The 26,487-nt window shown below is 65.5% G+C and carries 25 protein-coding genes; 16 read left to right on the plus strand and 9 right to left on the minus strand.

The annotated features are described in order from the left end of the window. Nucleotides 1–59: 59 nt before the first annotated feature. Entirely contained in the window at nucleotides 60–1,313 is a 1,254-nt protein-coding gene (gene dsrA / locus A39O_RS0112190; RefSeq protein ID WP_020504936.1) for a dissimilatory-type sulfite reductase subunit alpha, read from the minus strand. Between the two features lie 545 nt (nucleotides 1,314–1,858). Between dsrA and A39O_RS0112195 the strand changes: the two genes are divergently transcribed. From A39O_RS0112195 to A39O_RS0112235, 8 genes are all read left to right on the plus strand, one after another. Next, complete coding sequence (locus A39O_RS0112195; protein WP_020504937.1) at nucleotides 1,859–2,050, plus strand: hypothetical protein; 192 nt, start codon at nucleotides 1,859–1,861, stop codon at nucleotides 2,048–2,050. A 7-nt stretch (nucleotides 2,051–2,057) separates the two neighbouring features. Further along, nucleotides 2,058–2,789 (plus strand): hypothetical protein, encoded by a 732-nt coding sequence (locus A39O_RS0112200; RefSeq protein ID WP_245561884.1) that lies wholly within the window; start codon nucleotides 2,058–2,060, stop codon nucleotides 2,787–2,789. Between the two features lie 83 nt (nucleotides 2,790–2,872). Further along, complete coding sequence (cas6, locus tag A39O_RS0112205; protein WP_020504939.1) at nucleotides 2,873–3,559, plus strand: type I-MYXAN CRISPR-associated protein Cas6/Cmx6; 687 nt, start codon at nucleotides 2,873–2,875, stop codon at nucleotides 3,557–3,559. Between the two features lie 197 nt (nucleotides 3,560–3,756). Next, nucleotides 3,757–4,095: a TusE/DsrC/DsvC family sulfur relay protein gene (locus A39O_RS0112210; protein WP_020504940.1), complete on the plus strand. Its 339-nt coding sequence runs from the start codon at nucleotides 3,757–3,759 to the stop codon at nucleotides 4,093–4,095. A gap of 79 nt (nucleotides 4,096–4,174) precedes the next feature. After that, nucleotides 4,175–5,188 (plus strand): polysaccharide deacetylase family protein, encoded by a 1,014-nt coding sequence (locus A39O_RS0112215; protein WP_083924646.1) that lies wholly within the window; start codon nucleotides 4,175–4,177, stop codon nucleotides 5,186–5,188. Between the two features lie 266 nt (nucleotides 5,189–5,454). Beyond that, nucleotides 5,455–7,056: an acyl-CoA ligase (AMP-forming), exosortase A system-associated gene (locus A39O_RS0112225; protein ID WP_020504943.1), complete on the plus strand. Its 1,602-nt coding sequence runs from the start codon at nucleotides 5,455–5,457 to the stop codon at nucleotides 7,054–7,056. Beyond that, nucleotides 7,056–8,318, plus strand: a complete 1,263-nt coding sequence (locus A39O_RS0112230; protein ID WP_020504944.1) for a pyridoxal-dependent decarboxylase, exosortase A system-associated — start codon at nucleotides 7,056–7,058, stop codon at nucleotides 8,316–8,318. Before A39O_RS0112225 ends, A39O_RS0112230 begins: the two co-directional genes overlap by 1 nt. A gap of 9 nt (nucleotides 8,319–8,327) precedes the next feature. After that, nucleotides 8,328–9,284 (plus strand): glycosyltransferase family 2 protein, encoded by a 957-nt coding sequence (locus A39O_RS0112235; protein WP_051088804.1) that lies wholly within the window; start codon nucleotides 8,328–8,330, stop codon nucleotides 9,282–9,284. Between the two features lie 161 nt (nucleotides 9,285–9,445). Here A39O_RS0112235 and A39O_RS0112240 read toward each other — a convergent pair whose 3' ends face one another. Then, nucleotides 9,446–11,341 carry a SufS family cysteine desulfurase gene (locus A39O_RS0112240; protein ID WP_020504946.1) on the minus strand — a complete coding sequence of 632 codons (1,896 nt, stop codon included), beginning with the start codon at nucleotides 11,339–11,341 and terminating at the stop codon, nucleotides 9,446–9,448. Between the two features lie 120 nt (nucleotides 11,342–11,461). On the opposite strand from A39O_RS0112240, the gene A39O_RS33230 reads away from it, so the two are divergent. The 6 genes from A39O_RS33230 to A39O_RS0112270 all read left to right on the plus strand — a co-directional run bounded on the left by A39O_RS33230 (nucleotide 11,462) and on the right by A39O_RS0112270 (nucleotide 16,506). Then, nucleotides 11,462–12,553 carry a GNAT family N-acetyltransferase gene (locus tag A39O_RS33230; protein WP_020504947.1) on the plus strand — a complete coding sequence of 364 codons (1,092 nt, stop codon included), beginning with the start codon at nucleotides 11,462–11,464 and terminating at the stop codon, nucleotides 12,551–12,553. Nucleotides 12,554–12,627: 74 nt separating this feature from the next. Beyond that, nucleotides 12,628–12,879 carry an acyl carrier protein gene (locus A39O_RS0112250; protein WP_026199360.1) on the plus strand — a complete coding sequence of 84 codons (252 nt, stop codon included), beginning with the start codon at nucleotides 12,628–12,630 and terminating at the stop codon, nucleotides 12,877–12,879. Nucleotides 12,880–12,888: 9 nt separating this feature from the next. Then, a complete protein-coding gene (locus A39O_RS0112255) occupies nucleotides 12,889–13,716 on the plus strand; it encodes a hydrolase 2, exosortase A system-associated (protein WP_020504949.1) in 828 nt (275 codons plus the stop codon). Beyond that, nucleotides 13,703–14,557: a hydrolase 1, exosortase A system-associated gene (locus A39O_RS0112260; protein ID WP_020504950.1), complete on the plus strand. Its 855-nt coding sequence runs from the start codon at nucleotides 13,703–13,705 to the stop codon at nucleotides 14,555–14,557. The genes A39O_RS0112255 and A39O_RS0112260 overlap by 14 nt, the downstream gene beginning before the upstream one ends. Next, nucleotides 14,527–15,786, plus strand: a complete 1,260-nt coding sequence (locus A39O_RS0112265) for a glycosyltransferase (protein WP_020504951.1) — start codon at nucleotides 14,527–14,529, stop codon at nucleotides 15,784–15,786. Before A39O_RS0112260 ends, A39O_RS0112265 begins: the two co-directional genes overlap by 31 nt. A gap of 312 nt (nucleotides 15,787–16,098) precedes the next feature. After that, nucleotides 16,099–16,506 (plus strand): septal ring lytic transglycosylase RlpA family protein, encoded by a 408-nt coding sequence (locus tag A39O_RS0112270; protein ID WP_020504952.1) that lies wholly within the window; start codon nucleotides 16,099–16,101, stop codon nucleotides 16,504–16,506. A gap of 3 nt (nucleotides 16,507–16,509) precedes the next feature. On the opposite strand, the gene mtnA is transcribed toward A39O_RS0112270, so the two are convergent. After that, the gene (gene mtnA / locus A39O_RS0112275; RefSeq protein ID WP_020504953.1) at nucleotides 16,510–17,565 is read right to left on the minus strand and encodes an S-methyl-5-thioribose-1-phosphate isomerase; all 1,056 of its coding nucleotides are present in this window, start codon (nucleotides 17,563–17,565) and stop codon (nucleotides 16,510–16,512) included. Nucleotides 17,566–17,738: 173 nt separating this feature from the next. Here mtnA and A39O_RS0112280 point away from each other — a divergent pair, with 173 nt between their 5' ends. Further along, a complete protein-coding gene (locus A39O_RS0112280; RefSeq protein WP_020504954.1) occupies nucleotides 17,739–19,052 on the plus strand; it encodes a TRZ/ATZ family hydrolase in 1,314 nt (437 codons plus the stop codon). Nucleotides 19,053–19,243: 191 nt separating this feature from the next. Then, nucleotides 19,244–21,592, plus strand: coding sequence for a putative bifunctional diguanylate cyclase/phosphodiesterase (locus tag A39O_RS33235; protein WP_211211574.1), 2,349 nt, complete (start codon nucleotides 19,244–19,246; stop codon nucleotides 21,590–21,592). A gap of 349 nt (nucleotides 21,593–21,941) precedes the next feature. Here A39O_RS33235 and A39O_RS0112290 read toward each other — a convergent pair whose 3' ends face one another. The 6 genes from A39O_RS0112290 to A39O_RS0112320 all read right to left on the minus strand — a co-directional run bounded on the left by A39O_RS0112290 (nucleotide 21,942) and on the right by A39O_RS0112320 (nucleotide 26,370). Further along, nucleotides 21,942–22,724: an adenosylcobinamide-GDP ribazoletransferase gene (locus A39O_RS0112290; protein ID WP_020504956.1), complete on the minus strand. Its 783-nt coding sequence runs from the start codon at nucleotides 22,722–22,724 to the stop codon at nucleotides 21,942–21,944. Beyond that, the gene (locus tag A39O_RS0112295) at nucleotides 22,721–23,317 is read right to left on the minus strand and encodes a histidine phosphatase family protein (protein WP_020504957.1); all 597 of its coding nucleotides are present in this window, start codon (nucleotides 23,315–23,317) and stop codon (nucleotides 22,721–22,723) included. The genes A39O_RS0112290 and A39O_RS0112295 overlap by 4 nt, the downstream gene beginning before the upstream one ends. Next, the gene (gene cobT / locus A39O_RS0112300) at nucleotides 23,314–24,366 is read right to left on the minus strand and encodes a nicotinate-nucleotide--dimethylbenzimidazole phosphoribosyltransferase (RefSeq protein WP_020504958.1); all 1,053 of its coding nucleotides are present in this window, start codon (nucleotides 24,364–24,366) and stop codon (nucleotides 23,314–23,316) included. Before cobT ends, A39O_RS0112295 begins: the two co-directional genes overlap by 4 nt. A 284-nt stretch (nucleotides 24,367–24,650) precedes the next feature. After that, the gene (gene cobU, locus A39O_RS0112310) at nucleotides 24,651–25,196 is read right to left on the minus strand and encodes a bifunctional adenosylcobinamide kinase/adenosylcobinamide-phosphate guanylyltransferase (RefSeq protein WP_020504960.1); all 546 of its coding nucleotides are present in this window, start codon (nucleotides 25,194–25,196) and stop codon (nucleotides 24,651–24,653) included. Next, nucleotides 25,193–25,798: a cob(I)yrinic acid a,c-diamide adenosyltransferase gene (gene cobO, locus A39O_RS0112315; RefSeq protein ID WP_020504961.1), complete on the minus strand. Its 606-nt coding sequence runs from the start codon at nucleotides 25,796–25,798 to the stop codon at nucleotides 25,193–25,195. Before cobO ends, cobU begins: the two co-directional genes overlap by 4 nt. Continuing rightward, the gene (locus A39O_RS0112320) at nucleotides 25,798–26,370 is read right to left on the minus strand and encodes a hypothetical protein (protein ID WP_020504962.1); all 573 of its coding nucleotides are present in this window, start codon (nucleotides 26,368–26,370) and stop codon (nucleotides 25,798–25,800) included. Before A39O_RS0112320 ends, cobO begins: the two co-directional genes overlap by 1 nt. Nucleotides 26,371–26,487: the final 117 nt, after the last annotated feature.

The raw sequence follows: 26,487 nt of genomic DNA on the forward strand, positions 1-26,487 counted from the left end.
TTGAAATCGGGTGCCGGGGCGAGCGGACGCCCGCGGCATCACGGCGTTGATCGAGAAACTCAGCGCCCGGCCTCGGCCTGACGCTCGAACCAGTTTTCCGCGGCCTCGTCCCAACCGTCCAGGCGGATGTAGGAACTCTGACGGGGATGGCTCAGCATGTTCGGGTCCGGATCGACGCCAATGCCGTCAAGGAAGTTGGCCAACCCGATGCGCTCGATCATCTCGCCGCAGCGCTCGTGTTCGAGCCCGTTCTCGGCCCAGAAATCGATGATGGTCTCGGCGAGCTCCACCAGAGATTCGTAGTCTTCCTCGGTATCAAGCTTCTTGAACGGCACCAGCACAGTGCCCATCAGGTCACCGATCTTGAGGGTGCGCTTACCGCCGATCAGAATGGTGACACCCTTATCGTCGCCGGGGTGCAGCGCCTTGGGCATGACGTTCAGACAGTGCATGCAGCGCACGCAGTCGCGGTTGTTGACGTTCAGGGTATCGTCATCGTTGAGCGACAACGCCTGCGTCGGACAACGGGTGATGACGTTGTCCACATAGTACTGACGGCCCTTGTCGGCGATGTAGTTCTTCACCTCGGCCTGGTCGACTTTCATATCGTCGCGCCAGGTGCCAAGCACGGCGAAGTCGGCGCGCTCGATGGCGTTCTGGCAGTCGTTGGCGCAGCCGGAGACCTTGAACTTGAATTTGTAAGGGAGCGCCGGACGGTGCACGTCATCGACGAAGTTGTTCACCAGCATCCGGTGGGCCTTGAGCTCATTGGTGCAGGACATCTCGCAACGCGCCGCGCCGACGCAGGACATGGCGGTGCGCACGCAGGGGCCGGCGCCGCCCAGATCCCATCCGTACTCGTTGATCTCGTCGAAGAAATGCTGGGTGTTGGCGGTGTCGGTGCCGATAAACATGATGTTGCCGGTCTGACCATGGAAGGTGATCAAACCGGAACCGTATTTTTCCCAACTGTCGGCCAGTTGGCGCAGCATGGCGGTGGAGTAGTGGTTGCCCGCCGGCGGCTGCACACGCAAGGTATGGAATTCCTTGGATTCAGGGAACGCCTTACCGACCTCGGAGAAGCGCGGGATGATACCGCCGCCATACCCTAAGACCGACACAGTCCCGCCCTTCCAGTAGCCCTTGCGCGTCTCGTAGGAATGCTCCAACTGCCCGAGCAGGCTGTTGGTCATCTTATTGATGCGTTCATCCGGGTGCTGGTCGCGCAGACGCTTGATACCAGAGATAAAACTTGGCCACGGGCCGGTTTCCAGTTGATCGAGCATCGGGGTGCTGTATTTATCGATCGCCATTGCGCTGTCTCTCCGATCTGGTAGCTTGCGAAAAAGAATCCGATCGCAGTGCGCACACCCGAACACGGCAGCGGGCCGTTACGGGGCGCTACATCGTTGCGAATCTAAAGACGGAGGGATCGGCGATCATTCATATTTTCGCGTGCCGAAATCCCCAGCGTCAGGCGCTACTTTAAAGGCCGGTCCGGGGCGATCCCATCCCTCGGTGGGGAGGGCGATACCGCTCCGACCTACCCCTTTCGGGATATTGACCAACCTGGTGCCGCTGCGGATGTCCTCCGGCATGTCGCGGCGCGGGCGCGTCTTTCGATGACCGGTTGGATGTTACCGATGGGCGGCCGGTCAGTCAACGGTTACTAATATTAGCACATCCTAATGCATACGTGCAGCCTGGGCTGGAAGCGGTCCGGTTCCAGGTCGGCGCGGCGCGGCGCGGACGACACCGTCGACGCTGTGCACGGCGATGCGCGGCACGCTTGCATTTCCGCAGAACGGTCTTCACGTTCGCCACCAGACACAGGCATTCAGGGCGGTCTCATCGAACCATGCTCAAGCTCAGCGATATTCTCGTGACCCATCAAGAGGTCGAGTCCTTCGGCGAACTCATCCCGCTGGTTCAGGACGTCGCCCGCGGCGGTGAGCGTTTCTTCCGGATGGACGTGAAACCACCCTACCCGGATACGCCGGACAATTGGGAAGATCGCCTGGAAGCCGCTTTTAGCGGCCTGGTCCGCTAGTTCCGTGATGCCTACTCCTATGATCAACCCGCTCGATCTGCTGACCGTCAGCTTGACCAATCCGACCGGCGACCCCGAACTCGGTCAGAGTGAACGCGCCGCCCTGGAGTCCCATCTCGACGCGCTCCGGGAACATCTGCGCGAGCTGGAGCGCCGCGACGGACCGGCAAAGGCGGTCGCCGACACCCGTCTGCAGGTCGCACGCACCCTGGTCGGATTAGGGCGCGGGGAAGCGGCTTGGCCACTCGCCCGCGCGGCATTCGATCGGTTCCTTGAGGCCGACGACTTCGAATCCGCGGCCGACGCCTGCGACGTGTTGTTCCAAGCCGAACAACCCGCATCGATCTGCGCTTTGGGTCAGGGCATCTGGCTGGCGGTCACCTGCCCCATCGATCCGGAACTCACCATCGAGTTGCTGGCTCATGTCATCGACGAGACCCCGGACGATGCGGACGGGGCCGCGGTCGCGGCGACCACCGCCCTGTTCCTGGCGGACGTGCGTGCCGAGGGCAAACAGCGCGACGACCTGATGTTCTTCACCACGCAATTACTCGGTGCCGTGGCGCGGCGGCACAGCGGGGTGGAATCACCCGAGCAACTCGACGCCTGGATGGAACGACTGGACCTGACCCAGCCGGAGCACTTCCTGGTGCGCTTACGCAGCGTCGTCGATTGTCTGGTTCAGGGAGACTGGTGGTTCGATCGCGAAGCACTGCAAGCGCGTTTACCCTTTGGCTGAGCGCTCCTGCCTGCCCTCAACAGCGCGCCCGTCCCCCAGGATAGCAGTTGAGGAGGCATGTCATTACCCTGTCGCGAGTATCTATGTACTGGAGTCAAGACGAAACCCTCGACGCCCTGGCCGTCCCCGACACCATTGTCGACTGCCTCTTCGCCATCGATTGTCGCGCCCTGCCGGTCGATCACGCCTATGCGCTGAGCAGCGCGCTGGTCGCCGCCTGCCCCTGGATCGGCGACGAACCGGGGCTCGGCGTCCACACGGTTCACGTCGCCGGCTCCCAGAATGGGTGGGAGCGCCCGGCCCACGGCACTGAGACCCGGATCCAGTTGTCGCGCCGCACCAAACTCATTCTGCGGCTGCCCCGGGCGCGCGCGCCCGAGTTACTCGACGCGCTGCCCGGAACCCGGATCGAGGTCGCCGGCTCGCCGTTGATCGTCGGCGCGGGCAAGATGCGGTCGCTGAGCACAGAGAGCGTGCTGTTCGCCCGCTATCTGGCGTCTGCCGCGGGTCCGGATGAGGAGGCCTTCATGAACAGCGCTGCCCAGGCGCTGGCACAGTTGGGGATCAGTATCCGCAAGGCGCTTTGCGGCAAGTCGAACACGCTGGAAACGCCAAACGGCGCGATCACGACCCGCAGCCTGTTGCTCGCCGGACTGAAACCTGATGAGTCGCTCCGACTGCAACAGCAGGGACTCGGGCTCCACCGCCTCATGGGATGTGGAATCTTCATCCCGCATAAAGGGATCGACGCGGTCGGCAAGACCCCCTGAAGAACTAAGGCGAGAACTCGGGCGATTTCCGTCAAATCCGGCAATCCCCGAACGCGGGGCCTCTGACGGCCCGTGACGACCTCATGAGAGACCGTGACGAACCTATCAGAATATCATAAAATTACGAGGCTTTAATTGGCGCGCCCGCTGGTGTGCGCCATGACCACCCACAGATACAGACGACGAGGAACAAGCACATGGCCATCGAGGTCAATGGCGTAAGCATCGAGACGACCGACCACGGCTACCTGGTCAACCACCTCGACTGGAACGAGGATGTCGCGCGCAAGCTCGCGGAGATCGAGGGGATCACGCTCACCGACAAACACTGGGACGTCATCAACTACCTGCGTGACGAGTACATCAACAACGGTCAGAACCAGCCGATGGAACGCGCTGTTCTCAAAGACATCGGCAAACGCTGGGGTACCAAACCCGCCAGCAAGGACCTTTATCTCCTCTTCCCCTTGGCCCCGACCAAACAGGGTACCAAGATTGCCGGTCTCCCCGAAGTGATGCGCAAAGGCGGCTACTGAGACGGTGCCGCGCGGGGCATCGCAGCGGGCCGGCCACACCTGGGGCCGGCCCGTGCCTTGGCCTGCCGAGCAACCGTCAATGCCGGCCACGCGACCACAACGACCACCGCAAGCAGCCGCCCCCCACCTCGCCCGGTTTGGGCAACGGCTGATACTCAGCACCCTGCACCGGCTGATTCGCGTCGATACGCCACCGCGCCTCGCGGTGCTGATTTTCCATCGCGTGCTGCCCACCCCGGACCTCTTCCTGGCGAGCGACCCGGACGTCCAGGCCTTCACCGCACTGATGCAGCTGATCCGTGAGCGCTTCTCGCCCCTGTCCTTGGCCGAAGGACTGCACCGACTCGCGCGCAACACCCTGCCGCCGCGCGCGGTCAGTATCACCTTCGATGACGGCTACGCCGACAACCTCAAAGTCGCTCTCCCCGTCTTACAGCGCCTGGAAATTCCCGCCACCCTGTTCATCGCCAGCGGCTACCTCGACGGCCGGTGCATGTGGAATGATCAACTCTGTCAGGCGATCCGGCGCTGCCCCGGCACCAGCGTCGATCTGACCGCCTACGGCGCCGGTATCCGGCCGCTGGGCGGACCGCGCGAGCGCGCGATGCTGGCGCAGGACCTGCTTCGTTTGTTCACCTACGAAGCATCGGAGCCGCGCGAACAAGTGGCGGCGGAACTTGCGGCCCGCTATGCACCGGACCTCACCTCACCCATGCTCACCCGCACGCAGGTCCGGGAACTTGGCGACCAGGGGATCGAAATCGGCGGTCATACCGTCACCCATCCGATCCTCGCACGGACCCCGGATCAGACGGCCTATCGGGAGATCGCCGAGAACAAAGAGGATCTCGAAGGACTGCTGGGCCGGCGCTTGCGCTTTTTCGCCTACCCCAATGGCAAGCCGGACCTGGATTTCACCGCGACGCATGCCGCCATGGCTCGCACACTCGGGTATCAGGCGGCGTTGACCACGGGGCATGGGGTCGCCGTGGCCGGCACGGACCCCATGCGCCTCCCCCGGTTCACCCCCTGGGAGCGGACGCCCACGCGCTTCGGTATCAGGCTGCTGTTGAACATGCGGCACACCGCCTAGTCAACGAGTCAAGAACAAGGTAAACACGAATATAATCGTTGTCGTTGTCGTTGTCGTTGTCGTTGTCGTTGTCGTAATCGTAATCGGAGAAGCGATGCCCTGTGGTCATGCACAATGCGATGCTCATGAGGCGCCAGAGGCTCCGCAGCGCTACGATAAACTCGATTACGACAACGACAACGACAACGACAACGATCATGGTGCTAACGGCATTCCCTATCATCCTTAACCGCGCGAGCGACCGGACCCGCTGACACCGCACCGACATGCCCAACATCACACTGGTGCACGAATTGGTTCATATGGCCCTGTCGCGGTCCGCCGATCGGGACGCCCTGATCCACCGCACCGAGACCCTCACTTATCGGGCGCTGTGGCAGCTCATCGGACACTGGCGCGCCGGACTGCTCAGACTGGGACTCGAGGCCGGCGACCGGGTCGGCGTGTACTTACCCAAGGGGTTCGACACCCTGGGGGCGCTCTTCGGTACGGCCGCGGCGGGCGGCTGTTTCGTGCCGCTGAACCCGCTGATCAAGCCATTTCAGGTCGCCCACATCCTGCACGACTGCAACGCGCGCATCCTGGTGACCTCAGTCGAGCGGGCGCGACGCCTGGTTACCGCGCTGACCCAGTGCCCTGACCTGCGGCAGGTGGTGCTGGTCGACGGCTTACCGGCTGACATCGCCGAACCCTTGCGCGCCCGCTGCGTCTGCGCCGCCGACCTCCTGAGCGACACCGGCGGCGGCTCCGCCGGGCACCGCCGCATCGACACCGACATGGCCGCCATCCTCTACACCTCAGGCAGCACCGGCGCACCCAAGGGCGTGGTGCTCTCGCACCGCAACCTGATCGCCGGGGCGCTGAGCGTTGCCGAGTATCTGGAAAACCGGCCGGAGGACCGTCTGCTCGCGGTCCTGCCATTGAGTTTCGACTATGGACTGAGCCAATTCACCACCGCTTTTGCCGCCGGTGCGGCGGTCGTCCTGATGGACTACCTGCTGCCCACTGACGTGATCCGAGCCGTCACCCACTACGGCATCACCGGACTGGCGGCGGTGCCGCCGCTCTGGATCCAGGTCGCCGGACTCGACTGGCCGCAAGCCGCCCGGACCTCGCTGCGCTACCTCACCAACTCCGGCGGGTCGCTGCCCGCCCCCACCTTGCAGACCTTGCGCAGCCGGCTGCCGAACACCCGGATCTATCTGATGTATGGGTTGACCGAGGCCTTCCGCTCGACCTATTTGCCCCCGGATCAGGTCGATGCACGTCCCGACTCCATCGGCAAAGCCATCCCCAACGCCGAGGTCCTGGTGGTGCGGGAGGACGGCAGCCGGTGCGGACCAGATGAACCCGGCGAGCTGGTGCATCGCGGCGCGCTGGTGTCCCTGGGCTACTGGAACGACCCCGCACGGACCCGCGAACGCTTCCGGCCGGCGCCGGGCCAGCCCGGTGGACTCCCCAACCCGGAACTGGCCGTCTGGTCGGGCGATCAGGTCCGCCGCGATGCGGACGGTTACCTCTATTTCATCGGCCGCCGGGACGAGCAGATCAAGACGTCCGGGTACCGCATCAGCCCCACCGAGGTCGAAGCGGTGGTCTACGGCTCGGGGCTGGTGGCCGAGGCGGCAGCCATCGGTGTCCCGCACGGGACCCTTGGCCAGGCGATCCTGGTCGTCGCCACGGCCGCGCGGGATCATGCCGGCCTCGAATCACGGGTCATCGCGCATTGCCGCGATACCCTGCCCGGCTTCATGGTGCCCCAACGGGTCCTGTTCGCGTCGGACCTGCCGCGGAATCCAAACGGCAAGATCGACCGCAGGTTCCTGGCCTCGCGTTTCGAGAATTACTTTCGCGGGGAATCTTCCTGATGGCGGACAACGGGACGGGCACAGTGCCTGACACATCAGGGCACGCCGTCGGCGCGAGCGTTCGCGACGCGCGCGGCGAACTCCTGATCGGCGGTATCCCGGTCAGCCGCCTGGCCGACCGGATGGGCGGCACGCCCTTCTACGCCTACGACCGCGCCGCGGTGAGCCGCCGCGCCGCACAGTGGCGGGCCGCCATGCCGCATCGCCTGCGCCTGCACTATGCGATCAAGGCCAATCCCATGCCGGCCCTGGTCCAGCACCTGCGCGACCTGACCGACGGCTTCGATGTGGCCTCGCTGGGCGAGTTACAGGTCGCGCTGGACACCGGCATCCCCGCCGGGCGGATCAGCTTCGCCGGCCCGGGCAAGAGCGACCACGAGCTGCGCGCGGCAGTTGCGGCCGGCATCACCCTGCACCTGGAATCGGCCGGAGAGTTGGAACGGATCGCCCGCATTGGACACGCCATGGGCGTTCGTCCCGGCGTCGCCGTGCGCGTGAATCCGGATTTCGAACTGAAGTCGTCCGGCATGAAAATGAGCGGCGGGCCGAAACCGTTCGGCGTCGATGCGGAGCAGGTCCCCGATCTGCTGGCGCACCTTGGCACCCTCCCGGTCGGGTTCCGCGGCTTCCACATCTTCACCGGCTCACAGAACCTGAGCACCGCAGCGATCATCGAGGCCCATACCCGAACCCTGGCACTCGCGGAACAGTTGGCGCGGCAGGCGCCAGCGCCCGTCACCTCTCTCAACCTCGGCGGCGGACTGGGTATCCCCTACTTCCCGGGCGAGCAACCGCTCGACCTCGCACCCATCGCCGCCAATCTCGCGGGGTGCATTGCGACACTCGGCCCCGGTCTGCGCGACGCCGAACTGGTGATGGAACTGGGGCGCTATCTGGTCGGCGAGGCCGGGATCTACGTCTGTCGGGTGATCGACCGCAAGGTGTCACGCGGACGCACCTATCTGGTTACCGACGGCGGCCTGCACCAGCATCTTGCCGCCTCGGGGAATCTTGGGCAGATCATCCGCAAGAACTTCCCGGTCATCGCCGCCGCCCGCGCGTCGCCGGTCGACACCCGCGAAAAGGTCACGGTCGTCGGCCCACTGTGCACCCCGCTCGATCTCCTGGCGGACCAGATCGAACTGCCGCGCTGCGCACCCGGCGACCTGATCGCCATCCTGCAATCCGGGGCCTACGGCTACTCGGCCAGTCCCCTGGGCTTTTTATCGCACCCGCCGCCCGGACAGGCACTGGTCGGCTGAGTCAAGACGATGTCCGAGCACACCGTGGCAGTCCCACGCAGACCGGCGGTTTCCGTCGTGATTCCCACGTACAACAGCGCACGCTATATCACCGAGACGATCGGCAGCGTGCTGAATCAAACCTTCGGCGACCTGGAACTGATCGTGGTGGACGACGGGTCCACGGACGACACCCCCACCGTGGTCACGGCCTGCGGTCCACCGGTGCGGCTGGTCAGCCAAGCCAACGCCGGCGTCTGCGCGGCCCGCAATCGCGGCATCCGGGAAGCCGCCGGGCGCTATCTGTGTCTGCTGGACCATGACGATTACTGGTTTGGGGACAAACTGCAGCGGCAGGTGAAGGCAATGCAGGAACACCCCGACTGCGGTGTCATTTACAGCCCGTACATCCCGTGGGCGTCGGATGCCGCCGGCCGCTTTCCGACACCCGACAGCTTCGATCTTGCGGCCTATGGTGATGGGATCGACGCCGCGTTCTCCGGTTGGATCTACCATCAGTTCCTGCTCGATTGCTGCATGCTGACCAGCACGTCCATGTTCCGCCGGGAGGTCTTCGACCACTGTGGCGGCTTCGATGAGGCGCTGCCCTACGGCGAGGACTGGGATCTGTGGTTGCGGATTTCGCGTGATTTCACCTTTGTCAAATTGCGACGACCTGACACGCTGTACCGCCAGCATCCCCAACAGGGCAACCGCATGGTGCGCCCGCACGATTACCGGACATTGCTGTTGCGGCGGGCGATGCGCACCTGGGGCTTGTGCGGTCCGGATGCTCGCTGCGTACCGCGGGGGAAATTCCTCGGCCAGCTCGCCGAGTACCAGTCGGCCTATGCCTTGGGACAACTGCGCGCGGGCCACCGTGGTGCAGGACTGGCGGCCCTGGCCAGGGCCTGGGTAACACGCCCGCGCAAGGTCAAACTGCTGGCCTATCTGGCAGCCGCCCTCGTGGGGTGGCGGCCTAGGTAGGCGACCCCTCACCAAAAAGCTAAACAAGTCTTGAGGAGCGCCGTTGGCGGCTCGGTCGTTGTCGTTGTCGTTGTCGAGGAATAGACAGCGGGCTGCTCGTGCGCGAATTGACTTGCTTCTCCGATTACGACAACGACAACGACAACGATTGAATTTGTGGTTTAACGTCGTTCCGACTGGTTACCAGTGGTCGTCGGCAGACGGGGACCTCGACGGCCGTGTTGCGGCCGTCGGGAATGAGCGCTCTGGGGAGCACTCTGCGCAATGACCGGCCCGGCGGCGACGCTCGCGACCCGCCGCAGGCGTTGGATCACCGCCTCTAATCCATTGCGGCGCGTCAGGCTCAGATGCCCCGCGAGCCCGAGCCGATCGATGAAGGCCGGGGTATCGAACGCCAGGATCGCCGCCGCGTGCTGCCCGGAAAACAACTGCCGCAGCAATGCGATCAGCCCGCGGACGAGTTCCGCGTCACTATCCGCCAGAAATTCAATGATGTCGGTCGTGCCTGGCCTGATCCGCGGGGCCAAAAACACCAGACTTTGGCAGCCGGGGACGAAGTTCTCCTTTGTTTTGAGTGCAGGCGGCATCGGCGGCAACCCATGTCCCAGGTCGATGATCTGCTGATACCGCATCGGCCAATCCGGCAAATCGTCGAAGAGGTCCAGGATGTCCTGCGCCGCCGCCGCGGGCGAAGCGGCCGTCGCGGCTGGATACATACACGTGAGTGCCGACGCGACGGCGGGCTTGGCGTCCTGGCCGGTCATCGCGATCGGTCCGGCGGTTGCAGGTCGCGCCTGCCGGACCTGGTCGACGATTTCCGCGAGTGCATCCGCCAATCGGTCGACCTCCTGCGCCGTGTTGTAGACGCCGAAGGACGCACGGGCGGTTCCCGCCACACCCAAACGCTCCATGAGCGGCTGACAGCAATGATGACCGGTGCGGATGCAGATCCCTTGCAGGTCGAGTCGGGTCCCGATATCCAGGGTCGCGAGCGGGGGGTCGGTGACGACCCAGGACAGCACGCCGGTCTTGCTCGGCGCGGTACCCTTGATCTCCAATCCGGGGATCGCCGACAGCCGGTCTGTGGCCTGACGCAGCAACCGGTGTTCATGGGCAGCGACCCGCTCCAAACCGACCTCCGACAGCCAGTCGATTGCCGCCGCCAAGCCAACGGCGCCGGCTATATGCGGCGTACCGGCTTCAAACCGATTGGGAATGTCGGCGTAGGTGGTATTCTCGAAACGCACGCGCTCGATCATGTCGCCGCCGCCCTGATAGGGCGGCATCGCGGCAAGCAACCGGCGCTTGCCGTACAGGACGCCGATACCGGTCGGACCGTAAAGCTTGTGCCCTGAAAATGCGTAGAAATCGGCGTCCAGCGCCTGGACGTCGGTCCGCCCATGGGCCACCCATTGGGCACCGTCGATCAGTACCAGCGCACCCGCGGCATGCGCGTCGGCGATCATCTCCCGGACCGGGTTGCGGGTACCCAGGGCATTCGACACCGCGGTCACCGCGACCAATCGGGTACGGGACGACAGCAACGCCCGATACTGGTCCAGCCGCAGCGCACCGTTGTCCTCAATCGGGATGACCTTGATCAGCGCGCCGGTGGATTGCGCCACCAGTTGCCAGGGTACAATATTGGAGTGGTGCTCCAGCTCCGAGAGGATGATCTCGTCACCGGCGCGCAGGTTGGCGCGGCCCCAGGCCGCCGCGACCAGGTTGATGGACTCGGTGGTTCCACGGGTGAAGATGCACTCGGCGGGTTCTGCGGCCCCGATGAAGCGGGCGACCCGTGCGCGCGCCGACTCGTACAGCCCCGTAGCCGACTGCGAGAGGTGATAGGCGCCGCGATGGATGTTGGCGTTCCGGCTTGTGTAAAACTCGCCAATGGCGTCGATGACCCGCGCCGGCTTTTGGGTACTGGCCGCGCTGTCCAGGTAGACCAGCGGCTGACCATGGGCCAGGGTCTTCAGGAGCGGAAACTGGTCGCGTACCGCGAGCAATGCAGACGCGGGGTCGGCCATGGCCGGGGACAGAGTGGCTGGTTTCATGAAGGAAACAGTGCGTACCGGCAAGCCAAAGATCAACCTGAGAGTTTTCATGGATCGCTGCTCCGATGACGTCCAGGCTGCGAGCGGGCAAGTGCCGCGCCCAACCGGGGGCGGTTTGCGATGCGCGTCCTGACGCGCACGCAGTTACTGCGCTACGTCCAGGACAAGCACGCGCTTTTCGATGCCGCGGCCGCCCGCGGTAATCCTTTCGCATGCAGCGCCTGGGTACTCAACTTCATCGCACAGGTTGCCGCGGACGACTGGCATTATTATGTCGCCGAAGACCCGTCGCAGGATGAGGGTTGTCTGGTTCTCTACAGTGAGCGCAGATCCCCCCATCGGCGTTTTGCGCTCACCAACTATTACGCATCCTTGTATACCCCGCTGCTCGGCGCCGCTGTCGACCGCGAAGCGTCACTGACCGCCATCGCCGCCGATCTGACACGCTCACGGCCCGCCTGTGCCGCGATCGATCTCGCGCCACTCGCTCCCGAGGATGACGATACCACGGCGCTGCAGCGCGCCTTCGTGTCACAAGGCTGGTATGTCAAACGCTATTTTCGCTTTGGGAATTGGCACCTGCCCTGTGCCGATCTGTCATTCGCCGATTACATGCGTGCACGGGAATCACGCGTGCGCCATACCTGGTCTCGCAAGGTCAAAAAATTCAGCAAGCCCGATGGCTTGGCGCGGATTCGCATCGTGACGGCGCCGGACGAGATCGAGGCGGCCATGGATGCCTACGAGCAAGTTTATGCACAAAGCTGGAAACCCCCCGAGCCTTACCCCGAGTTCATCCGCCATTGGGCCCGAGTCTGTGCGGAAAATGGATGGTTGCGTCTCGGTCTGGCATCGGTGGCTGATGTACCGATCGCCGCACAGTTCTGGTTCACCATGCAGCGTCGGGCCTATATCTTCAAACTCGCTTACGCCCAGGACTATGCGCACTGGTCGGCAGGAACTGTACTGACGGCCCAACTGATCGAACATAGCCTTGAGCAGGACCGGGTCACCGCGATCGACTACCTGAGCGGCGACGATCCCTATAAGCAGGCCTGGATGTCCAGGCGCCGAGAACGGATCGGGCTGATTGCCTGCAACCTGGGCAATCCGCGTGGAGCGCTGATCGCGGCCTATGAATATGCCGGTGCCCTGCGCCGGCGTTGGCGGCACCCGGGCGTCGATCCGACAGCCGCGCCTGACCTGGTGTAGAATCCGGCGCGGCCCGCCAACGGCTTGCTCACCAAGATTCAGACGCACAGGTTTACATGAGAGCCGCACCCGCTATGCTTGCTGTTTCAGACACCATTGGGGTGCTGCGGGACGTCCTGCGGCTCGGCGCGCGCGCTGACGATTTCACCGCGGCCACGCCGCTGCTCGGCAGCATCCCGGAACTCGACTCGATGGCCGTGGTCGACCTGCTCACCGCGCTCGAAGATCGCTTCGCGGTGCGCGTGGACGATGACGCGATCACCGCCGAAACCTTCGAGACGGTCGGTTCCCTGCATGCCTGGGTACTCGCCAGGCTCGCGCTCTGACCGCGGCTGGTGCTGCGCGCGCGCTTCCTGGCAGGCCCCCGCGGGCGGTTATTCAGTGTCGGCGTGCAGCCACCGGAGCAGCCGGGGCCGCACCACTGGGTGCTGGTGATACCGCCGCTGCTGGACGAACTCAATCAGTCACGTCGCACATTGCATCTGCTGGGCCACGCCCTGGCCGCGCGTGGGATCGGCTGTCTGCTGCCGGACCTCTACGGCACCGGAGACAGTGAGGGTGAGATCGGCGATGCGACCTGGGACACCTGGATCGCGGACCTGAACTGCGTCCACGTCTGGCTGCTCGGGCAGGGTGCCGTGCGGGTCGACCTCCTCGCCCTGCGCGGCGGTGCACTGCTCATGCGGGACTGGCTCGCCGCGGCGCCAATCCGCGTGCCCCACCTGATCCTTTGGCAACCCATCATCAGCGGCGCCCAACTAGTCCAACAATTGCTGCGCCTGCGCCTCGCCGCCGGGCTTGTTCGCGGCAGCCGTGCCACGGCCGCTGCCCTGCGCGAGCGCATGGCCCTGGACGGCTGGATCGAGATTGCCGGCTATCGCTTATCCGCGGCGCTCCTGACGCGCATCGAGGGGACCTCGCTTACACCGCCGGACGCCGACCAGGTGGGCATGGTCGACTGGTTTGCGCTCGTCACCACTGATCAGGCCCTAGCGCCCGCGGTCCAGCGCTGCACCCGCGCCTGGTCCGAGGCCGGCCTGCCACTCGGCGTGCAGCCGATTATCGGGGAGACTTTCTGGGCCACCCCGGAGATCGTCGAAGCGGTTACGCTCATCGCGTCGACTGTCAGCCGCCTGGAGCAGGTGCGCGATGCGGTTGGCTGAACCCGAGTCGCCGCTCCTCTTCGACTGCGTTGGCGCGCAACTGCTGGGCATCCTTCATCACGGCGCGGCTGATGCGCGGCGCGCGGTCCTGGTGGTGGTCGGCGGCCCTCAGTACCGGGTCGGCAGCCACCGCCAGTTCGTGCTGCTCGCCCGGCGGCTCGCCGTCGTCGGCATCCCCACCCTGCGCTTCGACACGCGCGGCATGGGTGACAGCGACGGGGAGACCCGCACCTTCGAAGACATCAGCGACGATATCGCCGCTGCCATCGAACGGCTCTTCGGCGCAGTTCCCGGACTCCAACAGGTGGTCCTCTGGGGGCTCTGCGATGCGGCGACTGCCGTCTCCTTCTATGCACCGCAGGACCCACGGGTCGCCGGTCTGGTCCTGCTGAACCCCTGGGTGCACACCGCCGCGGGCGAGGCACACGCCTACCTCAGACACTACTACCCCGGTCGCGTGTTAAGCCGCGATTTCTGGTGCAGGCTGTGTTCCGGCAAGGTCGATCTACGCGACGCGCTCCGCGGCTTGCGCCGGTTCCAGGAGTCCGCCAGGACGCCCGATCGACGGACCGAAATCGCCGGCGCTGCCGCACCCTTGCCGGAGCGGATGCTGCGCAGCCTGCGCCGGTTCGACGGCCGGGTGCTGCTGATTCTGAGCGGCAAGGATCTGACCGCGCGTGAATTCGCGGGGCTGCTGACGACCGAGCCCGCCTGGTCCAACTGGTGCGCGGGCCCGGCCGTCGAGCGGCGCGACCTGCCCGACGCCGACCACACCTTCGCGTCGGATCTGTGGCGCGGACAGGTCGAACAGTGGACACTCACCTGGCTGCGGTCCTGGTGAATTCCGGCCCGCGCCCGCCGACCAGGCCCCGACTGCTGGTCTTCAGCTCGTTGTTTCCCCATGCAGCCCAGCCGGGCAGCGGGCTCTTCGTGCGCGAACGGATGTTCCGCGTCGGCCGGATCCTGCCGCTCTGGGTCGTCTCGCCGCGCCCGGCCTCACCGCTGGACTCCCTGGTGCGCTGTCGCCACCCCCACTATCGCCCCCCGGCCCCAGACACTGAAATCCAAGCCGGATTCACTGTCCGGTTCCCGCGCTTCCCGTCACTCCCCATCCTGGGGCGCGGGGCCGACGGGATCATGATGGCCCTCGGCGCCCTGCCGCTGCTCTACCGGCGGCGGGAGACCTTCGACGTCATCGACGCCCATTTCGGCTATCCGGACGGCTATGCCGCGACCCGGCTCGGCCGCTGGCTCGGCAAACCGGTCACGGTCACGCTGCGCGGTACTGAGGTTCCGCATGCCCGCGACCCCACGAAACGGCAGCGCCTGATCCGCACCTGCACGGATGCCGCGCACCTGTTCGCCGTGTCGGGATCACTGGCACGCCTGGCCGCCGAGTTGGGCGCCGCCGCCGAGAAGATCCAAGTGGTAGGCAATGGCGTGGACCCGGAGCGCTTCCGTCCGCTGGAGCGCGCCGCCATGCGGGCCCGGTTCGGCCTCCCGGTCGACGCTCAGGTGTTGATCTCGGTCGGCGGGCTGGTGGAGCGCAAGGGATTCCACCGCGTGATCGAAGTCCTGCCGGAGTTGGTCCGGGACCATCCGCGTCTGCACTATCTGATCGTCGGCGGCGCCGGCGCCGAGGGTGACTTTGCCGCCACCCTGCATGAGCGTGTCGCGACCCGGAACCTTGGCGCACGCGTGCATTTCCTCGGCCACCTGCCGCCCGAGCGACTCGCCGAGCCGCTATCCGCCGCGGATGTGTTCGTGCTGGCCAGCAGTAACGAGGGCTGGGCCAACTGCTTTCTGGAAGCTATGGCCTGCGGCCTGCCGGTCGTGACCACGGACGTGGGAGGCAATCGCGAGGTGGTCAGTGACGCGATCCTGGGGACCATCGTCCCGTTCGGTGACCCGCGCGCCCTCGCCGACGCCCTGACCGCCGCGCTGCGACGACGCTGGGACAGCAGCGCGATCCGCGCTCATGCGCAGGCCAACACCTGGGACCAACGGGTCGCGACCCTGGTGCAGACGTTCAGACGCATCAACACCGCGACCAGGACCCCCGCCCGATGAGTCCACAGCAGCGCAGACAGCACCGAGCCTTGCGGTTGATGCGATTTTCGTTACCGAACAGCCTATGTTTCGAATCGCCGCGCGGTACCGATCGATCGCGCGCAAGGCACTGATCCAACAAGGGCTAGCGACTCATCACGGGGTGCTGACCACGCGGTACCGGCGTGATGCATTTCACAATTCGCTAATTTAGGGTTTACCCGACATAGGGTTTTCCCGTACCATCCTGGCCATCCGCAAACGACCGGCCGGCGGCGCAGCCCATTTTGGGCATCAGGCAGCCGACCGGCCCGAAACAAACGGTTGGCTCTTATGAACAAGACATTGGTTTCCAGTGCCCTGATCGCCGCGACGCTCATGACCGGACTCATGACCAGCACCGACACTCTGGCCGCATCCCGCGGCGGTAGTACCCAATCCGGTAAGGCGTCCTACTATCACGACCGCTTCCATGGCCGCAAGACCGCGAGCGGTGTCGCGTACAACAAGCACGCGCTGAGCGCCGCCCACAAAACCTTGCCCCTGGGCACGCAGGTCCGGGTGACCGACGCCCGCAGCGGCAAGAGCGTCGTGGTACAGATCAATGACCGCGGACCCTACGCCCGCGGCCGCGTCATCGACCTCTCCCGTGCCGCGGCCCGCGAGATCGGCCTGGTCAACAAGGGCGTCGCCAACGTCAAGCTGGAAATCCTCGGGCGTTCGGGGAAAGGCGGCATCTGAGACTTACCCCATCAACGCCCGCATCTTCGCCGCGTTCGGCGCCAGGACCACACCCCGCTCGGTGACGATGGCGTCGACCAAGGCGGCTGGAGTCACATCGAACACCGGATTGCGCGCCGCACAACCGGCCGGAGCCAGACGCCGGCCGCCGCAGGACAGCAGTTCCTCCGGATCACGCTCCTCGATCGGAATCCCGCTGCCGCTGGCCAGTTCCATGTCGATGGTGGAGGTCGGCGCGGCGACCATCACCTTGACGCCATGGTAGCGGGCCACCACCGCCAGCCCATAGGTCCCGATCTTGTTGGCAACATCGCCATTGGCGGCGATGCGGTCGGAGCCGACGATCACCCAACCGATGCCGCCGCCGGCCATCAGGCTGGCGGCCGCACCATCGGCCTGTAAGGTCACCGGGATGCCCGCATGCATCAACTCCCAGGCGGTGAGACGCGCACCCTGCATCCAGGGTCGGGTCTCATCGGCATAGACCCGCCCGATCTTGCCCGCCGCGTAGGCACTGCGCACCACCCCCAGCGCAGTTCCGTAGCCGCCGGTGGCGATGGCACCGGCGTTACAGTGGGTGATGATGTCGGTCCGCCCGGTGATCAACTCGGCCCCCAGGTCGCCCATCCGGCGGTTGGCGGCGCGGTCTTCCGCATGGATCGCCAGGGCTTCCGCCAGCAGTGCCGGCGCCGGGTCTGCACCATCCAGAGCGGCGATCAGGCGCGCCATGCGGCGCACGGCCCAGGCCAGATTCACGGCGGTCGGACGCGCCTCCCGCAACTGGTCGAGGTCGGGCGTGATCGCCTCCTTCCAGCCCGCACCGGCCGACTGGTAGGCGTCCCGGCCCGCTAACACCACGCCATACGCCGCGGCGACACCGATGGCCGGCGCCCCCCGCACCACCATGTCGCGGATGGCGATGGCGACTGACCTGGCGTCATCCAGGACCAAAAACTCGGCACGCTCGGGTAGCCGGCGCTGATCGGTCAAATAAAGCCGGCCGGCGTGCCAGAGGGCGGCATCATCAGGCGTGGGGGCAGCGGGCAGATTGGTGACCATGGGGTACTCTCGGGTAGGATGTGATACGGAACTGTTTTGAGTTTTCAGTTTTTCGTTTTTCGGCGATGTTGATCAAGTATCGGATTACGAAAAACAAGAAACGAAAAACCAACAACGACGGGTATACCCAGCATTGTCGCCGATTCGCACCCTGCCGCAATAGGACCTGATCCATGCACGCCGACCTCCTGATCCACCCCCAGTGGCTGATCCCAGTGGACCCCCAGGACCGGGAACTCCAGGAACATGCGGTCGCGGTCGCTGATGGGCGCATCCTCGCGGTGCTGCCGTCGGCGCAGGCACGCGAGTCCATCACGGCCGATCGGGTACTGGAACTGCCCGGCCACGCCCTGCTGCCGGGCCTGGTGAATGCCCATACCCATGCGGCCATGACCCTGATGCGCGGACTGGCCGACGATCTGCCGCTCATGGCCTGGCTGCACGCGCATATCTGGCCGATCGAGAAACGCTGGGTCGATCCGGGGTTCGTCGGTGACGGCAGCCGGCTGGCGATCCTGGAGATGTTGCGCGGCGGCGTCACCTGCTTCAACGACATGTATTTCTACCCGGAGGTAACCGCGCAGGCGGCGGCGGACGCCGGGATACGCGCGGTCATCGGCCTGGTCGTGGTGGATTTTCCCACCAGCTACGCCGACAGCGCCGACACCTGTATCGCCAAGGGTCTGGCGCTGCACGCCTACTATCGTGACCACCCGCTGATCCGCGTCGCCTTCGCACCACACTCGCCCTACGCCGTTTCCGATGCCGCCCTGGGCCGGGTGCGGATGCTGGCCGATGAACTGGAAGTGCCGATTCACCTGCATCTGCACGAAACCCGGGACGAGATCGTTCAATCCCTGCGCGACCACGGAGAGCGTCCACTCGCCCGCCTGGACGAACTGGGCCTGATCGGACCCGGACTGATCGCGGTCCACATGACGCAACTGGAGGATGCCGAGATCGAACGGTTGGCCGCGGCCGGCGCCCAGGTCGTGCACTGTCCGGAATCCAACCTGAAGCTCGCCAGCGGGTTCTGCCCGGTGGCGCGACTGCTGGCCGCCGGGGTGAATGTCGCGCTGGGTACGGACGGGGCGGCCAGCAACAATGATCTCAACCTGTTCGGCGAAATGCGCACCGCCGCCTTGCTTGCCAAGGGGGTCGCCGGATCGGCCGCGGTCGTCCCGGCCGCTGTCGCGCTGCGCATGGCAACCATCAACGGCGCGCGCGCGCTGGGTCTGGAGCGCGAGATCGGGTCGATCGAACCTGGCAAGTCCGCGGATCTGGTGGCGGTCGACCTGAGTGATTCCTATACCCAGCCCGTGTACCATGCAGTCTCGCAACTGGTCTATACCGCCGGGCGCCATCAGGTCCGTCACGTGTGGGTCCAGGGTCGACAGGTCATCCGCGATGGAACCCCGACCACGCTGGACCCGCAAGCGGTGATCTGCGCTGCGCACACCTGGTGCGAACGACTTCGCCCTTCCTGAAGATGCCCGATGCGTGACTTGTGATCCACGCCACAGAAATCGGAGAACGAGAAGCACATCACAGAAACGGAAGTACAGGAGATTTACACTGCGCATGAAAATCAGATGGGTATCCGTTATCCAACGGATCGGCCGCACATGCCCGGACGCGTCATCTTGCTGGTATCACGGACCGAGGGACAAGCATGCCCATGCCGATCATCAGTTCAAATGTCGTTTACCTGCGCCCACGGGCCTGGTCATCGAGCACAAGTGCGCAAACGCTGAGTCCCGCAACCCGACTCGGCAGTAGCGTCGCCATGGCGGTCGCGGGGCAACTGGCGCTGACGCGCTGGTCAACGCCTGAGCCGCACGAGGATCCTGACGCTCTGCGGGAGGGATCGCGCTTCCGCGATCTCTTCGAACGCTCGCCCGCCTGTCTGCTGGTGATGGATCAGTCAGCCGTCATTCAGCGCGCCAATGCCACCGCCGCCGCGCTGCTGACCAAAGCACCGACTGAACTCGCGGGCACGAGTCTATTCGATCGCTGCGTGCCATCGAGCCGGCCCACGCTCCAGGCGCATCTTGAACGACTCGCGGCCGACGGCGCCTTCGATTCTTGCGAGATCGACCTGGCGCTCGGTGCCGACATCCAACTGCCGATGTGCCTCGTGACCCTGAACTTGGGCGACACCCCGGAGGGTCCGTTACGGTCTGCTTTGTTCGACGTGTCCGGGTTGCGGGAACTGGAGTCCGGCCTCGCGCTGGCGGCCAGTGTCGTCGAGCACACCTCCCAAGGCGTGATCGTCACCGACGCCGACCACCGGGCCATCGCCGTGAATCCGGCCTTCACTACCATTTCCGGGTATGCGGCAAGCGAGGTGTTGGGCACGGTGCCGACCGTTTTCCGTACCGACGCGGCAAACGTTCGCTTGACCAGACAGGTGATCCAGGCGCTACACAATCAGGGACATTGGCAAGGCGAGGTCTGGAGCCGCCGCAAAGGGGGTGATGCATACCTCGAATGGGTGAGTGTCAACGAGATTCGCGACGACGAGGGCATGCCGATCCGCTACGTCTGCATCGGCTCGGACATGACCAGCCAGGAAGACGCCAGACGCGAACTCATGCGGCTGGCGCACTACGACGACCTCACCAACCTGCCCAATCGCCCTAACCTGCTTGCCCAGTTGAACCGTGCCCTGGTCGAGGGGAAGCATGAGAAATATCTGGTAGGAGTCCTCTTTCTGGACCTGGATGGGTTCAAGGACGTGAATGACTCGTTCGGCCACCAGATCGGCGATCGACTGCTCCGATTCGTTGCCGAACAACTCAAGAGCGCGGTCCGCGCGACCGACCTGGTTGCCCGCCTGTCCGGTGACGAGTTCGCCATCCTGATCCCCGCGCTCAAGAGCGAACAATTGGCCGGACAGATCGCCGACAAGGTGCTGCACCAACTGTCGCAGACCGCGTTCCGCGACAATGGCAGGGAACTCTACGTCGGGGCCAGCATCGGCATCGCCCTCTTTCCCAAGGACGCCGCCAACGCCGAGGAGCTGCTGCGCTGCGCCGATCAGGCGATGTACGCGGCCAAGAGTGCCGGCGGCATCACCTATCGCTTCCACGGCAAATCCACCGACGTCGGGACCTGGGACGGGAACCGGATTGAATCCCAACTGCGCCGTGCCTTGGAACGTCAAGAACTCGGTCTGCACTACCAGCCGCGCGTGAGCATGCGCAACTTCCGCATCCGCGGTTGCGAGGCCGTGCTGTATTGGGAACGCGGCGACCTGGACCAGGTCGCTCCAGAGGCTTTCATCCCCGCGGCGGAAAAATCCGGCCTGATCGTTCCCTTGGAGCACTGGGCACTGCAATCGGTGGCGACTCAGACTCGGGGTTGGACACTCCCGAACCGGCCTCCACCTCGGATATCACTCCACCTGTCGTCCGTTCATTTGCAGCCGGGGCATGTGGAACGCCTGCTGCAGCAACTGGCCGCGAGCATCAGCGCGGGAGGAAATCCGTTCGAAGTGCTGATCGATACCGCGGCAATCAGTGATGCTAAAGACTGGACGATCACCGCGCTGAACCGTATCCATGGCCTGGGGATCAGGATCGCTCTGGACCGCTTCGGCGCCGGCCCGACCCCACTGCGCCAGATCCAGTCTCTACCGGTCAGTCGGGTGCGGCTCGACCCCACCCTGGTTCGCGACCTGGAAACGGACCCGGAAGTCGCCGGCTTCGTAGGAGCGATGATCGCCCTCGCCCATTCATTCCGCATCAAAGTCGTCGCCGGAGGCGTGGTGACGCATGCCCAACTGCAGTCGCTGCGTGCCCATCGTTGCGACGAGGCCCAGGGCGCACTGTTCAGTCCACCCATCCCGCCCGATCAGTTCGTCGCCTTGTTTAAACAGGCATCCCAGTGTGAACACGACGCCGGGTACACCGATCGCACGGTCTCAGAACGCCGGACGCCGGGATTGATCCATACCCTATCCAGCGGCTGGTCGCGGGTCGTCGCCGGGATCCTCGGCGCCGACCGCAATGAGAAGAAACAGTGAGTGTAGGGATTTTCCTACATCGATGCGGGATTTTTCTTCGGGAGCGACGGGAACTATCGCCGTAGGCGGGAACCCTTCAGACGCCTATCCTAATGCTCAAAGGGACAAGGATTCAGGAACCGTATCAGGAAACCGGGCGCGGCAGGATGCCGCGGGGCACGGAGCAGGACGCTAGGAGCGGATCGGGGCAGTTCGATGGAAGCGAGGCCCCAAGGACACCCCGGAAATCGCCCAAGGCGATTTCCGAACAAATTGGTGTAGGGGCGGGTTTGAAACCCGCCCCTAGGTCCCGTTATCACGTCCGACGGCTATACCAGGTCGGTTCAATCGCCGATGACCGGGCGACACCTTAGCCGCTGAAACCAGCCTCGCATCCGAGCGCCGGCAGGAGCAGCACGAGAGCCTCGGTCAACTCCACCAAGGCACCGGCCGTGTCCCCGGTAAAACCACCCAGACGCGCCATCAGGGTGCGCCGGACCAGCCAGTACAGCCCGCCAGCCGCGCTCAAGAGCACAAGACCCGTCCAGCCGAGTGCCAACCCGACAGCACCGGCCGCAAGGAGAATGGCCAGGCGCGAGGCCACAGGAGGCGCAGTCCGGGCCGGGTCCGCGGCCATCCCCTGCGGGCGGGCGTAGGGCGTGGACAGCAGCAGCAGCGGCAACTGCGCCCGCGCGATGAGCGGTGCCCACAGCAACAGCCACGCATCCCCGGCCCCGATCAATGCCTCCAAGGCCGCGAATTTCGCTATCAGAACCAGCACCACAGCACTGACCCCCGCCGGCCCGCTGCTGGGGTCCTTCATGATCGCCAGCGTGCGCTCGCGGCTGCCGAGACCGCCGACCCAGGCATCAGCGGTATCCGCCAGTCCATCCAGATGCAGCCCCCCGGTGGACCACACCCATAGGGCTAGAACCAGGGCCGCGACGACCCCGGGCGGTCCATTCAGCACCGCCGGCCCCAACACCAGGGCGACGGCGCTGATCACCAGCCCCAGCAGCAACCCGATCCATGGATACCAGGGAACCGCCTGACCCAGTTCGGTCGGGTCGATTGCCCCTGGATCCGGGAAAGGAAAGCGGGTCAGGAAGCGCCCGGCGATCCAGAGTGGGCGCAGACCAGGACCCAGCTTCATCGGTCGATCACGCCATGGGCCATGACACTCGGCCGGCCGGGGGACACCGGGATACGCAGTCGCGTCAGGCTCCCAGGCGGGACTTCGATCAGCATCCCCGAGCAATCGTTCATCCCCAACACCTCGGCGAGAATGACCCTTACCACGCCCCCATGGGTCAAGACCAGCGTGTGGGCGGCGCCGGCGGCGGTGAGCTGGTGCCATCCCGCCAGGACACGTTGCCGGAAGTTCGCGAAAGGCTCCGCCGCGGGCGGCGTATAGCCGACCGGGTCATCCCAGAACCGCGTCAGCTCCGCGGCCGGTATCTGGTGGGCAGCCAAGCCTTCCCAATCGCCGAAACAGCGCTCGGCCAAGGCCGGGCGGACGTCCAGCGGCACCCCCCGCTCAGCCGCCAAGGCGCGGGCGAAGTCTGCACAGCGGCGCGACGGTGAACTGACAATCTGCCCGAGGTCGGCCTCCCCACGCACCGCGGCCCGTAATTGCGCCCAACCCGCATCGCTCAACGCATCGTCATGACCGCCGCGAAAGCGCGCTCCGCCCAAGACCTCCCCGTGGCGCAACAGCACGATGAAGCGATCGGCCGGGATGCTCAACTCGAGACTCCGGCCTGCGCGAAGGTCGCCATTCCGGCGTGCAGATCGCAGGCCAGGCGCAGCACCGGCACCGCCATGGCCGCCCCGCTGCCCTCCCCCAACCGCATGCCCAGATCCAACAATGGCGTCGCATCCAGGGCGGCGAGCAAGCGCCGGTGACCAGGCTCGGCGGACCCGTGGGAGAACAACAGCCAGGCACCCAGACTCGGGTTGATCCGGCAGGCCGCCAGGGCCGCCGCGGTCGAGATATAACCGTCCACCAGCAGGGCCACGCCCCCTTGGGCGGCCGCCAGGTAGCAGCCGGCGAGCGCGGCGATTTCGAAGCCGCCGAGCCGCTCCAGCACGGCCAACGGATCCTGCCCGGCAACCGCGTGCCGGGCCAGGGCACGATCGACCACCTGCACCTTACGACGGATCCCGGCGCCGTCGAGCCCGGTCCCCGGACCGACCAGGTCCGCGGCGGGCAACCCCAGGAGCGCGCAACCCAAGGCCGCGGCGGCGGTGGTGTTGCCGATGCCCATTTCACCGCCGATCACCAGCCGGGCCCCGCCCGCGACGGCGCGCCGCGCGGCATCGCGCCCGACCAGCAACGCCTGCGCGAGTTGCGGTTTCGTCATCGCCGACTGCAGCGCGATGTTCCCGGTGCCGGCACCCACGCGCTCGCCGCGAACCCCGGCGATTGCCCCAGGGTCTTCACGACTGCCGCAATCGATGATCTCCAGCCCGGCCCCCAGACTGCGGGCCAGGACCGAGATGGCCGCCCCGCCGCGGGCGATGTTGCGCACCATCTCGACCGTCACCGACTGGGGAAAGGCGGAGATCCCTTCCGCCGTCACGCCGTGATCGGCGGCGAACAGACAAATCTGGACCGGATCGACACGCGGGGTCACGCTGCCCTGCAGTGCCGCCAGTTGGATCGCCACGGACTCCAGACGGCCCAAGGCGCCGCGGGGTTTGGTGAGTTGATCCTGGCGTTCACGCGCGGCGGCGGCGGCGGTTGCGTCAGGGGACGGGCAAGGTTCGGTCAGCCAGGCGAAAGGATCGGTCATGGGAGAGTGGTTAGTGGTTAGTGGTTAGAAATCGCCGAGGGAACCGTTCACGAAAAGGCAAAACTTGTTCATTAGGGCGCCTATGGCGTCTCGGTCGTTGTCGTTGTCGTTGTCGTAATCGTAATCGAGTTTATCTTTCAAACGCTTGGCGGCCTAATACACGCACGCGACGGAGCGAATCGAAGCTCGATCGACAGCGGGCTGCTCATGTCGAAATTCAATCGCTTCTTCGATTACGACAACGACAACGAGTGTGGTCTGGGTTTAACTTGATATCCGACTCATTACCGACTCAGCGCCGGCCCTTTCACGACCAGCGGCAAGCCGGCGACCATGAACAAGACCTGATCACAGCGGGCGGCCAGGTCCTGATGCAGGCGCCCGACCAGATCGCAGTAGCGGCGCGATAACTCGCCCAAGGGAATCACGCCCATGTTGGTCTCGTTCCCGACCAGGATCAGGCGGCCGGGTGCCGCGGCGATCACCTCGGGCAGACGTTCCAGCGCGTGCTCGATCCGTGGGCCGTCGGCTTCCATGAGCAGATTGGTCACCCACAGGGTCAAACATTCCACCAGGACACAGCGCTGCGCGGCCGCCTCGACGCTGATGCGTTCCGCCAGATCGAGCGGTTCTTCGACCAGGCGCCACTGGGCCGGGCGGCGGCGGCGGTGCGCCTCGATGCGTCGCGCCATCTCCCCGTCACCCGCCCGCGCGGTGGCGAGATAGGTCACCGGCAGTCCGCTGCCAAGGGCCAGATGCTCGGCCAGCCGGCTCTTGCCGGAGCGCACCCCACCCAGAATCAGGGTGAGCCGCGGCGGGGCCTCGGTCACAGCTCGATGCCCTTCTGCGCCATCACCCCGGCATCGAAGGCGTGCTTGATGGGCCGCATCTCGGTCACGGTATCGGCGATTTCGATCAATCCCGGGGGCGCGCCGCGGCCGGTCACCACGACATGCTGATGGTCGGGACGCGCGTCCAGTGCATCGATGACCCGATCCAGTGGGACCAAACCGAGCTTGAGCGCGATGTTGAGTTCATCCAACACCACCACCTGAACGCTTGGATCGGCCAGAAAGCCGGCTGCCAGTTCCCAGGCCGCCAGGGCGGCGCGGCGATCCAGTTCCGGGTCCTGGGTCTCCCAGGTAAACCCCTCGCCCATCACATGGTATTCAACTTCCGGAAAACGCCGAAAAAACGCCTCCTCCCCGGTCGCGAAACTCCCCTTGATGAACTGCACCACGGCAACCTTCATGCCGTGACCCAGGGCGCGCGCCACCACACCGAAGGCCGAGGAACTCTTGCCTTTTCCGTTACCCGTATTGACCACCAGGACCCCGCGGTCGATGGTGGCGCCGGCCACGCGCGCGTCGACGATTTCCTTGTGACGCTGCATGCGGCGGCGATGGCGCTCGCGCGCGGTATCCTCGGTCATCAGGAACCGACGCGGCCGGACACCTGACGCGGGTTCAGCGTCAGGTGTGCGACCGCCGCCAGACCGACATAGCCGAAGAGCGCGGCCAGGGTGCCCGGCAGGTAGCTAACCAAGCTATGACCCAGACCGACCAGGCTGGGCTCGAAGCGGCCGGACAGGAGATAGAAACCGCCGCTGGCAAAAGCCTCCGCCGCCACCCCGCCGATCAACAAGACCGCCCCGAGGAGCGGCAGCGTGGCCAGGTCCGGGCGATGACGGGTCTGGTACCAGCGCCCCAGCGCCCACAGGCTGCCGTAAGCCGGAACCAGCATCCCATAGGCCGGGCTGAGGCAATAGCCGCTGACCCCGCCCCACCCGATGGCCGTCAGATCGATGGCGGTGGCCAACGCGAACAGCGCCAGCGGCACCCACCGGGCGCGCAGGTAGAACCCGGCCAGGAAAAAGACGGCGAGCGAGGCATCCGGCAGATGGTGCCCCAGCGGGGCGAACTGCTGACCGCGAGTGGCGGCCATCAGCCCGGCGAGGGCCAGCAGGATCAGGATACGGGAACGGGACTGCGTGGTGTCGGTCATTCAGGGCGGACTCCGGTAAGGATGCGCGGGCGGGCGAAGTTCCGGGGGATCACCCGGATTATCGCCTTCGGACGTGATAACCGGACGTAGGGGCGGGTTTCAAACCCGCCCCTACAC

Origin of the sequence: Lamprocystis purpurea DSM 4197, assembly GCF_000379525.1 — a bacterium.
In the GTDB taxonomy this organism is placed as follows: domain Bacteria; phylum Pseudomonadota; class Gammaproteobacteria; order Chromatiales; family Chromatiaceae; genus Thiodictyon; species Thiodictyon purpureum.

Bases quoted from the DNA above. Each gene is read 5' to 3' on its own strand.
- dsrA (WP_020504936.1), bottom strand. From the start codon at position 1,313: ATGGCGATCGATAAATACAGCACCCCGATGCTCGATCAACTGGAAACC.
- A39O_RS0112195 (WP_020504937.1), top strand. From the start codon at position 1,859: ATGCTCAAGCTCAGCGATATTCTCGTGACCCATCAAGAGGTCGAGTCC.
- A39O_RS0112200 (WP_245561884.1), top strand. From the start codon at position 2,058: ATGCCTACTCCTATGATCAACCCGCTCGATCTGCTGACCGTCAGCTTG.
- cas6 (WP_020504939.1), top strand. From the start codon at position 2,873: ATGTACTGGAGTCAAGACGAAACCCTCGACGCCCTGGCCGTCCCCGAC.
- A39O_RS0112210 (WP_020504940.1), top strand. From the start codon at position 3,757: ATGGCCATCGAGGTCAATGGCGTAAGCATCGAGACGACCGACCACGGC.
- A39O_RS0112215 (WP_083924646.1), top strand. From the start codon at position 4,175: ATGCCGGCCACGCGACCACAACGACCACCGCAAGCAGCCGCCCCCCAC.
- A39O_RS0112225 (WP_020504943.1), top strand. From the start codon at position 5,455: ATGCCCAACATCACACTGGTGCACGAATTGGTTCATATGGCCCTGTCG.
- A39O_RS0112230 (WP_020504944.1), top strand. From the start codon at position 7,056: ATGGCGGACAACGGGACGGGCACAGTGCCTGACACATCAGGGCACGCC.
- A39O_RS0112235 (WP_051088804.1), top strand. From the start codon at position 8,328: ATGTCCGAGCACACCGTGGCAGTCCCACGCAGACCGGCGGTTTCCGTC.
- A39O_RS0112240 (WP_020504946.1), bottom strand. From the start codon at position 11,341: ATGAAACCAGCCACTCTGTCCCCGGCCATGGCCGACCCCGCGTCTGCA.
- A39O_RS33230 (WP_020504947.1), top strand. From the start codon at position 11,462: ATGCGCGTCCTGACGCGCACGCAGTTACTGCGCTACGTCCAGGACAAG.
- A39O_RS0112250 (WP_026199360.1), top strand. From the start codon at position 12,628: ATGCTTGCTGTTTCAGACACCATTGGGGTGCTGCGGGACGTCCTGCGG.
- A39O_RS0112260 (WP_020504950.1), top strand. From the start codon at position 13,703: ATGCGGTTGGCTGAACCCGAGTCGCCGCTCCTCTTCGACTGCGTTGGC.
- A39O_RS0112270 (WP_020504952.1), top strand. From the start codon at position 16,099: ATGAACAAGACATTGGTTTCCAGTGCCCTGATCGCCGCGACGCTCATG.
- mtnA (WP_020504953.1), bottom strand. From the start codon at position 17,565: ATGGTCACCAATCTGCCCGCTGCCCCCACGCCTGATGATGCCGCCCTC.
- A39O_RS0112280 (WP_020504954.1), top strand. From the start codon at position 17,739: ATGCACGCCGACCTCCTGATCCACCCCCAGTGGCTGATCCCAGTGGAC.
- A39O_RS33235 (WP_211211574.1), top strand. From the start codon at position 19,244: ATGCCGATCATCAGTTCAAATGTCGTTTACCTGCGCCCACGGGCCTGG.
- A39O_RS0112290 (WP_020504956.1), bottom strand. From the start codon at position 22,724: ATGAAGCTGGGTCCTGGTCTGCGCCCACTCTGGATCGCCGGGCGCTTC.
- cobT (WP_020504958.1), bottom strand. From the start codon at position 24,366: ATGACCGATCCTTTCGCCTGGCTGACCGAACCTTGCCCGTCCCCTGAC.
- cobO (WP_020504961.1), bottom strand. From the start codon at position 25,798: ATGACCGAGGATACCGCGCGCGAGCGCCATCGCCGCCGCATGCAGCGT.
- A39O_RS0112320 (WP_020504962.1), bottom strand. From the start codon at position 26,370: ATGACCGACACCACGCAGTCCCGTTCCCGTATCCTGATCCTGCTGGCC.